Origin of the sequence: Aneurinibacillus aneurinilyticus ATCC 12856, assembly GCF_000466385.1 — a bacterium.
GTDB classification, from domain to species: Bacteria; Bacillota; Bacilli; order Aneurinibacillales; family Aneurinibacillaceae; genus Aneurinibacillus; species Aneurinibacillus aneurinilyticus.
In genome coordinates this window covers 1-9,496 of sequence record NZ_KE952882.1, presented here as the reverse complement: position 1 = coordinate 9,496, position 9,496 = coordinate 1, and the positions used below count along the sequence as shown (strand labels likewise).

9 protein-coding genes and 1 riboswitch are annotated in these 9,496 nt (G+C 45.1%); of the genes, 5 read left to right on the top strand and 4 right to left on the bottom strand.

Going from position 1 to position 9,496, the window contains the following annotated elements:
* Positions 1-205: 205 nt before the first annotated feature.
* A complete protein-coding gene (locus tag HMPREF0083_RS21095) occupies positions 206-1,090 on the top strand; it encodes an NAD(P)-dependent oxidoreductase (RefSeq protein ID WP_148316032.1) in 885 nt (294 codons plus the stop codon).
* 338 nt (positions 1,091-1,428) lie between these two features.
* Positions 1,429-1,866 carry a hypothetical protein gene (locus HMPREF0083_RS21090; RefSeq protein WP_021623808.1) on the top strand — a complete coding sequence of 146 codons (438 nt, stop codon included), beginning with the start codon at positions 1,429-1,431 and terminating at the stop codon, positions 1,864-1,866.
* Positions 1,867-1,955: 89 nt separating this feature from the next.
* Here HMPREF0083_RS21090 and HMPREF0083_RS21085 read toward each other — a convergent pair whose 3' ends face one another.
* Positions 1,956-3,473 carry an amino acid permease gene (locus tag HMPREF0083_RS21085; protein ID WP_021623807.1) on the bottom strand — a complete coding sequence of 506 codons (1,518 nt, stop codon included), beginning with the start codon at positions 3,471-3,473 and terminating at the stop codon, positions 1,956-1,958.
* Between the two features lie 117 nt (positions 3,474-3,590).
* A riboswitch (Lysine riboswitch) is annotated at positions 3,591-3,779 on the bottom strand.
* Between the two features lie 125 nt (positions 3,780-3,904).
* Complete coding sequence (gene brnQ / locus HMPREF0083_RS21080) at positions 3,905-5,239, bottom strand: branched-chain amino acid transport system II carrier protein (protein WP_021623806.1); 1,335 nt, start codon at positions 5,237-5,239, stop codon at positions 3,905-3,907.
* 451 nt (positions 5,240-5,690) lie between these two features.
* Between brnQ and HMPREF0083_RS21075 the strand changes: the two genes are divergently transcribed.
* Together HMPREF0083_RS21075 and HMPREF0083_RS21070 are read left to right on the top strand one after the other, a co-directional pair.
* On the top strand, positions 5,691-7,073 hold the full coding sequence (locus HMPREF0083_RS21075) for an APC family permease (RefSeq protein ID WP_021623803.1): 1,383 nt from the start codon (positions 5,691-5,693) through the stop codon (positions 7,071-7,073).
* Positions 7,074-7,112: 39 nt separating this feature from the next.
* The gene (locus HMPREF0083_RS21070; protein ID WP_021623802.1) at positions 7,113-8,240 is read left to right on the top strand and encodes a class II histone deacetylase; all 1,128 of its coding nucleotides are present in this window, start codon (positions 7,113-7,115) and stop codon (positions 8,238-8,240) included.
* A gap of 175 nt (positions 8,241-8,415) precedes the next feature.
* On the opposite strand, the gene HMPREF0083_RS21065 is transcribed toward HMPREF0083_RS21070, so the two are convergent.
* Positions 8,416-8,718 (bottom strand): hypothetical protein, encoded by a 303-nt coding sequence (locus HMPREF0083_RS21065; protein WP_021623801.1) that lies wholly within the window; start codon positions 8,716-8,718, stop codon positions 8,416-8,418.
* A gap of 297 nt (positions 8,719-9,015) precedes the next feature.
* Here HMPREF0083_RS21065 and HMPREF0083_RS29840 point away from each other — a divergent pair, with 297 nt between their 5' ends.
* A complete protein-coding gene (locus HMPREF0083_RS29840; protein ID WP_021623800.1) occupies positions 9,016-9,144 on the top strand; it encodes a hypothetical protein in 129 nt (42 codons plus the stop codon).
* Between the two features lie 155 nt (positions 9,145-9,299).
* Here HMPREF0083_RS29840 and HMPREF0083_RS29105 read toward each other — a convergent pair.
* Positions 9,300-9,496: hypothetical protein (locus HMPREF0083_RS29105; protein ID WP_209421090.1), on the bottom strand; the 197-nt coding region annotated here is incomplete at its 5' end.

The window sequence follows — 9,496 nt, the reverse complement described above, 5'->3', positions numbered from 1 at the left end:
TTGATAAATCGATAAACTTTTGTGGTAGGAGGTAGAAAAAGACGGAAGGGCGATGGGTGGGCACGGTCAGAAAAAGACATGCTGGCCTTTCTTCTGCCGGAGCGCAGGGCGCATCCAACCTCTTCTTTTTTCCGAATTTCCTACTTCCAACCACGTTATCATGTTAAACTATCAAGTGTAACTTATATAGTATAGGAGTGGAATGATGGCAGCAGTCACAAAACCTACCATCGGATTTATCGGTACCGGCGTTATGGGAAAAAGCATGGCTGGACACCTGCTTACAGCAGGCTATCCTGTTCATGTGTACAATCGTACAAAAGCAAAAGCGGAAGATCTCATTTCATCCGGTGCAGTGTGGAATGATACTGTAGCAGAGCTGTCCTCTGAAGCAGATGTAATCATTACAATGGTTGGCTATCCGAAAGATGTAGAGGAGACCTATTTAGGAGAAGACGGTATTTTAGCGCACGCCAAAGAAGATGCCTATGTCATTGACATGACAACATCAAGTCCGATGCTGGCAAAGAAAATTTACGAAGCAGCCAAGCAAAAAAATATCCATGCGTTGGATGCTCCGGTGTCAGGTGGTGATATCGGTGCACGTGAAGCGCGACTTGCGATTATGGTCGGTGGAGATGAAGCCGCATTTGAAGCGGTTCGCCCGATTTTTGAAAAAATGGGTGCAAACATCATATATCAAGGTTCAGCAGGAGCCGGTCAACATACGAAGATGTGCAATCAGATTGCGATTGCATCCGGGATGATTGGTGTATGTGAAGCGATGGTATATGCCAAAAGAGCTGGTCTAGACCCTGAGAATGTACTGAAAAGTATTTCTACGGGTGCTGCGGGTAGCTGGTCACTGAGCAATTTGGCTCCACGAATGCTAAAGGGAGATTTTGAACCCGGATTTTATATTAAACATTTTATTAAGGACATGAGCATTGCCCTGGAGGCCGCAGAAGAGATGGGAATGATGACGCCGGGCTTGAAGCTGACGAAATCGTTATACGATGAATTGGCAGAAAAAGGTGAGGAGAATAAAGGTACACAGGCATTGTACAGACTTATTGACGAACAGGTATAAAGTGAAACAAGGAGGCATTCCTCATAACAGGGGAATGCCTTTTTTAATGAATAAGCAACGATATGTCACTATAAAGCAAGGAAGCGATATACTGTTTTTTTGAGCGCATCATTTGAAAAAACCGCGAGTTTTTCTTATCTCTACCATTGAGAAGAACGAGAGAAATGTAGTAGAATAAAATAGTATTTTAAATATTTAGTTAATTATTGGCGTGTCATTGTATTGAAAGCAGGCACCAATGGAAAGGTGCACTTCATTGGTTCATTGTGAGTACATTAAGGAGTAAGCTACGTATATACAGCAAAGCGATATCAAATAAATGGAGGGGAGAATATCGAATGGAAACCAGCAAAGGGTATGCAGAAGTAGGTAAGAGGTTCTGTGGCAGATGGTCTCTGCGTCCGGAAAAATCGTGGTACGAGTTTGGGGCGCCTGCACAGCGTGCCGAGTATCGAATTAAACAGGAAGATGATCGGCTTGAAATCGCAATCGAGTGGAAATCATCCGATGGTCATACATTTACGATGACGAACCAGTTCATTCCAGACGGCCAGGAGTATCCGTATCATGATCCTTTGATTGCCGATACCGTCTCTGCAACGTTTGCGAATGATCGAACGCTGGATACAACCTCATTGAAGGATGGAGAAATCATTCTTCATGCGCGTCGTGAACTTTTGGAAGACGGGCGTTCGATGATCGTTACACAAACCGGGAAGACGGCACAAGGTACTTCTTTTTCGAACATTTCCTTCTATGAAAGGCAACCGGAATAATAATTTATATAGTAAGAAAGCCCGCATGAACAATAATGTTCATACGGGTTTTTTTGTATAACATCGTATGTCGAGGATAATTAAATCAATTAGTTGCTGTGCTGTTCGTTCTCGGTGCTGCCGAAGCTACATTCCTGAAGCGGGATGACTTTCGTCTTTTTCGCCCCCTTATATCCGAGCCATAGTATCAGGAAGAGCGGAAGGCCAATATAAGAGACAAGTACACCGTTCCAGTCAATACTGCTACCTGTGAATGCTGTGTAATTTTGGCCAAGAATAACGATAATACACAATATAAATGCAAAAATCGGGCCGAACGGGAACCATTTGGCCCGGTACGGTAAATCGCGTAAATCATACCCCTGGGCGATATATGCCTTGCGGAAGCGATAATGACTGATGGCGATGCCGAGCCAGGCGATAAAGCCAGACATGCCAGATGCATTTAACAGCCATGTATATACCACGCCATCGCCGAAGAAAGAGGCGAGAAAAGCAGCCATACCGACAGCTGTTGTTGCAAGCAGCGCATATACGGGAACACCGCGGCGGTTCAGCTTGCCAAACACTTTTGGTGCTTTGCCTTCCTTTGCTAATACCCAGAGAATCCGGGTGGAGGCATACATACCGGAGTTACCAGCGGATAGTACGGCTGTCAGAATAACAGCATTCATTACAGATGCTGCAAATGCCAGCCCGGCTTTCTCGAACACAATTGTAAATGGACTTTTAGCAATGGTCTCAATATCGCTATTCACTAGACTGGGATGCGTATATGGAAGCAGAAGTCCCAGAATAAAAATAGCTAATACATAAAACAGCAGAATGCGCCAGAACACTTGCCGAATGGCTTTCGGTACATTCTCTTTCGGGTTGTCGCTCTCACCGGCTGCAACACCCAGAAGTTCGGTCCCCTGAAAGGAAAAACCGGCTGCCATAAAGATACCGAGAATGGCCATAAATCCACCATGAAACGGTGCATCACCTGCGGTGAAGTTCGTGAAACCAACCGCTTCTCCTCCCATAATGCCGAAAATCATTAACAAGCCGATAACAATAAAGATAATCACTGTTACCACTTTAACAATTGCAAACCAATATTCCGATTCTCCATAGCTTTTAACGGAAAGATAATTTAATCCAAACATCAGCGCAAGGAACAGAGCGCTCCAGAGAAAAGAGGAGCTGTTTGGAAGCCAGAATTTCACTAGCAGCGTGCCGGCCGCCAGTTCCGCTGCAATCGTAATTGCCCAGTTGTACCAGTAATTCCAGCCGAGTGCAAAGCCAAGCGCCGGATCAACGAAGCGGGAGGCATATGTGCTGAAAGAGCCGGATACCGGCATAAATGTTGCCAGCTCGCCGAGACTGGTCATGAGAAAGTAGACCATGATACCGATTGCGACATAGGCGACGAGTGCACCGCCTGGACCGGCTGTATGAATAGCACTGCCGCTCGCAAGGAACAGTCCGGTTCCGATAGAGCCGCCGAGCGCGATCATCGTTAGGTGGCGCGCTTTTAGGCCGCGTCGCAATTGTTCTTTTGATGTACCGGAATTGGCTTGCGTGTGTTCGGCAGTTGTTTGTTGTTGTGATACGGTATCTTGCACGTAGAAACACTCCTTACTATATGGATGACATTCATATGCACCGGAAGGGGAGTGAGAATAAAAAATACCGCCCTAGAAAATAGTGGCGGTACCCTTAATCACCCGCATCATACCTTCCATGAAGATAGCACACCACGTTTGCCAGGATAGCAAACGTGACAGTTCCGTTCCTGTTCGAAAACGGACCCAGCCTGCACGTCGAAGAATACGTGAAAGCTTCGGCGGTCGTTCCTTTTCGATGAATTCTTAGGCATTCTTCCTGCCTCCTGCACCGTACTTATAACGACCGCGACCTCTACCCCATCGTAGATGATGAGGATTGTGTATATTTAATTTGTAAATAATATTTTTAGTATAGTAGAGATTGTTAGATTAATCAATAGAATTTATTTTGCCACGAGCAGTAAAATTCCACGGATGAATGTTTCACTTTATGCTGCATCTTTTTCTGTATGTGTGTTGCGTATGTTTTTAATTTTATCAAGTATATTTCCTGTCAAAATACCAACAATAGCAGGTACAATCCAACCTAATCCTTCGCTGTACAAAGGCAGACCAGATAGGGAACTAGACCATTTTCCGGCCAAGAATACGGTGTTTACTATATCAATTAGGCTGAACAGGCCGACAAGTCCAACTGTAATCGTATAAACAACTGAAGCTGTAGCTATATAGCGATGGGCAAGGGCTAAGATAATCAAAATAATAGCCACTGGATAGAGGATGCCAAGAACCGGTACGGACACCTTAAGAATTTGCGTAAGACCCAAATTGGCGATAGCCATGCTCCAGACGGTCAGGACAGTGGCCCATCCTTTGTATGACAGCCATGGCAGAGTTGTATTGAAAAATTGGCTGCACGAGATGACAAGTCCGATAGATACACACAGACAGGCGAGTGTAAATAGCAAGCCGAGCAGCATGGTTCCTCCTGCGCCGAAAAGATGGTTCATCAGGAGCGTCAGAATTTGTGCACCGTTTTTTGCTTCAGCGGCATGTGGAGCTACAGCGCCAAGATAACCGAGTGCGAGATAAATAACTGACAGCAATATGCCCGCACCTAAACCCGCATACACCATATAGACGGACAGCGATTTTTCTTCATGAACCCCTTTGGCTTTTAATGTATTCGCGATAACGATACCGAAAGCGAGCGCCGCGAGTGCGTCCATCGTCAAATAGCCGTCAAGAAATCCTTGAAAGGCCGGGTTTGCTGCATAGTTGCCTTTAGGTGCTTGCAGTGTATTCATTGGCATGAAGAGGCTTCTGATGAAAATAATGGCGATCATCACAAGTAAAAGCGGCGTCAATAACTTGCTGAATCGATCGACCAGCTTAGATGGCGATAGGCTGAGCCAGAATACAACACCAAAAAAAGCAAGTGTATACACAGCCAATGCTATAGGGCTTTCCTTGAGGTTTGCAGACAGAAAAGGCAAGGCCCCCATCTCATACGCTAAGCTGCCTGCACGCGGAATAGCCAGACCAGGTCCGATGGAAAGATAGATAAGAAACGGAAACAAAAATGCGAATGACGGATGTACGCGTCCCGCTAAAGCGCTAAATCCGCCCGCCCTGGCAACCGCTATAACGCCAAGGATGGGCAAGCCTGCTGCTGAAAGAATGAAACCGGCAAGCGAGAGCCAAAGGTTATCCCCGGCTGATTGTCCAAGAAATGGAGGGAAAATCAAGTTGCCTGCCCCGAAAAACATCGAAAACAGCATAATACTTATTAGAATGATTTCTTTTTTTGATAAATGATTCATATGGATGCTCCTTCTTCTTAACCCAGGTATGTCAAGTGAAACGAAATTTAAAGACAATATGCAGGATGTGCTGCGAAAAATTGCTCCGTCTTGACAACTATATTTGTTTTTGTATCAAGAAGTATGAGACGCATTGTACCAATTCTTCATCAAAAAAACTAGTTGATTTCTTATATTCGCAATAGTAGATGTAGTCAGCGATTTTGTTTCCTAATATGTAAAATGAGTAAAAAAACACATAAAGCTATTCATATTCGCATGAGTTATGCAATTTTGCGTAAAAATACTTGTGAAATAGTGAAAAGACATAAACATGTGTTAGATTATCTGACGTAAAAAAGGTAGAAAAATCGTAATTAGAATAGAATGAATAATATAAATTGATGTTTTGGTATGAATATTGCTACATTGTTGAATCGAAAAGGACATTACAAAAATCAGGGGGATTGCCATGTTGAAAGAAGGAACAAACCAGGGGTTCACCCGGACACTAACGCTGTTGCCGCTTGTCATACTTGGACTTGCATACATGGCTCCAATGACAGTGTTTTCGACGTTTGGTGTAGCTGCCCAGACGACGCACGGCGCAGTACCGGCTGCGTACGTAATGGCACTTGCTGCGATGCTGTTCACTGCTTACAGCTATGGCAGAATGGTTAAAGTTTATCCTTCAGCCGGTTCGGCGTATACGTACACTCAGAAAACAATCAGTCCACATCTTGGATTTATTGTAGGTTGGTCAGTATTAATGGATTATTTATTTTTGCCGATGATCAACTTCCTGCTGGCAGGCGCATTTTTGGCTGCCGCATTCCCAGTTGTACCGGCTTGGGGCTGGACGTTGCTGTTTATCGTGGCTATTACTGGTGTTAACGTATTTGGAATTCGGCTGGCTGCCAAAGTGAACACGTTTTTGATTTTGTTTCAGTTCCTCGTTACGATCATTTTTGTATCGCTGGCGATCCGTGGTCTGGAGAATGGCATGGGAATGGGGACCTTGTTTTCTGCGCTTCCGTTCTATAATCCAGATGTATCGTATTCGCTCGTATTGGCAGGTGCATCGATTCTTTGCCTTTCGTTTCTTGGATTTGATGCCGTAACGACGCTGGCTGAGGAAACGGTAGAGCCGAAAAAAAACGTGCCAAAGGCCATTTTTCTTATCGCATTCATTGGCGGATTGCTGTTCACAGTTGTTTCCTATATTACGCAGCTCGTATATCCGGATTTCAACTCATTCAAGGTAGTAGATTCGGCCGCCTTTGAGATCGCCGAATATATCGGAGGTTCCCTGTTTGCTTCCTTATTTCTTGCAGGTATGATTACTGCATGTGTGGCGTCTGGTTTGTCATCCCATGCGAGTGCTGCTCGTTTGCTGTTTGCAATGGGAAGAGAGAACGTATTGCCCTCCCGGGTGTTTGGCTATATTCATCCGCGTTTTCGCACTCCGCTGAACAATGTGCTGTTGATAGGCGTGTTTTCTCTTTCAGCGCTTGTGATGGATTTGGTGACGGCCGCCTCTTTCGTTAATTTTGGTGCCCTGGTTGCCTTTACATTCGTCAATGTATCGGTCATTTTTCATTATTACATTCGTGAACGGCGGCGCAGCTTTGGCGGTTTTGTGCTTTATTTGTTGCTGCCGCTCATCGGTGCAGGCTTCAATATGTGGCTGTGGAGCAATCTGGACAAGCATTCGCTGATGCTCGGCAGTATCTGGGTTGCGGTAGGAATTGTATATTTACTCTTCTTAACAAGGGGATTTCGTCAGCAGCCACCAGAGCTTCACTTTGATGAGGTGGAAGAGCGAACAGAAAGGCAAAATGAACATATTTCCTAACAGAAAAACAAGCAATAAGGTATGAGGAGGAGAAATTATATGAAACCAACCGGGTTTATTTTCCACGAGGATTATGTTAAGCATGATACAGGTACACAGGTATATTCGCTCCCAAATGGAAAGACAGTAGATGTCGGACTTGAATTCGAAAATCATAATCGTGTCCGTTACATTAAAGAAATGTTAGAAAAAAGCGGTCTACTACAGCAGATGCACGCAGTTACCCCTGGGCCTGCACGTGATGAAGATTTGCTTCGTGTACATACGGAGCGCCATCTTGCACATATTCGCGATACGGCCGCAAAGGGTCTGCGCGTATTTGGACCGGAGGCGTATGGCTGTCCGGTATCGGAGGAGATTGCACGCCTGTCCGCGGGTGGTGCGATAAAAGCTGTAGATCTTGCTATGGGTGAAGAATCCGGTATGACACAGGCATATGCATTAATCCGTCCGCCGGGACACCATGCTTCAAGCGATCAGGCAATGGGATTCTGCCTGTACAACAATGTGGCGATAGCGGCACGATATGCGCAGGCAAAGTATGGATTGAGCAGAGTGGCGATTATCGATTGGGATGTTCATCACGGTAACGGTACGCAGGATATTTTTTATGAGGATGATAGTGTGCTCTTTATCTCATTGCATGAGGCGCAATATTTCCCGTCAGATACAGGCAACGTTACGGAGACGGGAGCAGGAAAGGGCGAAGGCTACACTGTCAATATTCCATTACCGTCCGCTACAGGGGAGGCAGGCTACCGCCATGCCTTCGAACAAATCGTACTGCCTGTACTTGAGGAATACCGTCCGGAACTGGTGCTTGTTTCAGCCGGACAAGATCCGAATGGAATGGATCCGCTATCGCGTATGATGGTTATGCGGCCAGGTTTCCGTTATATGGCACGGACGTTGCGGGAGCTGGCAGAGCGGGTGTGTGATGGGCGTATTGCCGTATTGCAGGAGGGCGGCTATAGTCTTCCGTATCTTCCGATTGCTACGCTCGGCGTGATTGAAGGGCTTATAGATTGTGAGGTAGATTTCCAAGATCCTCATTCTATTCCAGAGCGTCCGCTGGTGGAGGAGGCCATGCAGGCGGTACAGCAGAGCCGGAATGCGCTTGCCCCATATTGGAATTATCTGCAAGATCCACAGGCCGTGCATAAATAGGGCTGTTTTTGCAGGCTTGCAATAGGAAAGTAGAGAGTCTGGAGGCTAATCGGGGAACCCGATCGGCTCCAGGCTTTTTTATTTATAAACGAAAACCCGGAGCAGTCGATGCGGCTGATTCCGGGTTTTGGAGTGTGTTACAATAGAAGACAGAAGCGAAAAACGCGTCTTTGCTTTATACGATAACTTGATTTCTCAATGTTTTCTTTAATTCTTTTTTCAGGCGCGGGTCTACGGTCTTGGCCTTCATAATATGCTCGTACGCCCGGTGCAGCGAATGCCAGTAGCACGCATTGTTGCGCTCCGGTTCCGTTTCGAGGAATTCGATATAGTGTTTGACCGTCTGATCGGTTAGCGGTTTTTTCAGCATCTCATCAGTGACGTAGACCATTCTTCTTTTTTGTTCATCTCTGTACGCAAAATACGAAAAACCGACAATGATACTGAACATTAATACAATACATAGGAACTGCATCATCGTTTATTAAACCTCTTCTCTTGTTCGATACATTAGCTTTGTACTAGCCATGCCACATCATAGCAGAATTTATACATTTTTGCACGGGAAAGCTTATTTCTTAACAAAATCTTCAACATTATGATGAACAGGGATGTGTTGGAAATCCATTATGTTTATACCCCAGTCTTATTTCACTCAACGAGAAATTCATAAGCAGGTCAGAAGTTAGCGGATTTTACCTCAACAGGCCGCTGTGCGACTGCATGCATTGCTTGAGCGGTTTGAACTGGCCGGGGATCAGGTACGAGCTGAGAGGTGCAGTTTAATGAATATTTTGTTGGGAAGCTGGCTGTGCTGGCCGCGACCGGGGATACGAAAGCATTAGATGAGACGTATAAATCGTTGCTTAATCTGTATCGTATAGGAGCGAGCAAAGATATATAGGCACTATACAAAAAATGTATAATCCTATATACTGAAGAAGTATAAGCATGTCCCCTTTTTAGCCATTCTATCGTGGTAGTTAGTGTGGCTTATTCCAGCCCCTGAAAAGGGGCTTTTTTTAATGAAAAAGAAAATGTCTGCCTGCTGGCTTCTTGTTATGCGAAACGGAAAAAATATAATTGAACGAATACTCTGTTCATTACAGGAAAATAATTATGTAAACTATGAGGTGATACGGTCACTGCTCGTTCCGGGGACAAAATAGGTGAAATTAAGGGAGTATTTTTTGAATATATTACAAGGGTGTTGATTATCCAATATAATCCAAAGTAAATCGCCACCACACCGTGCC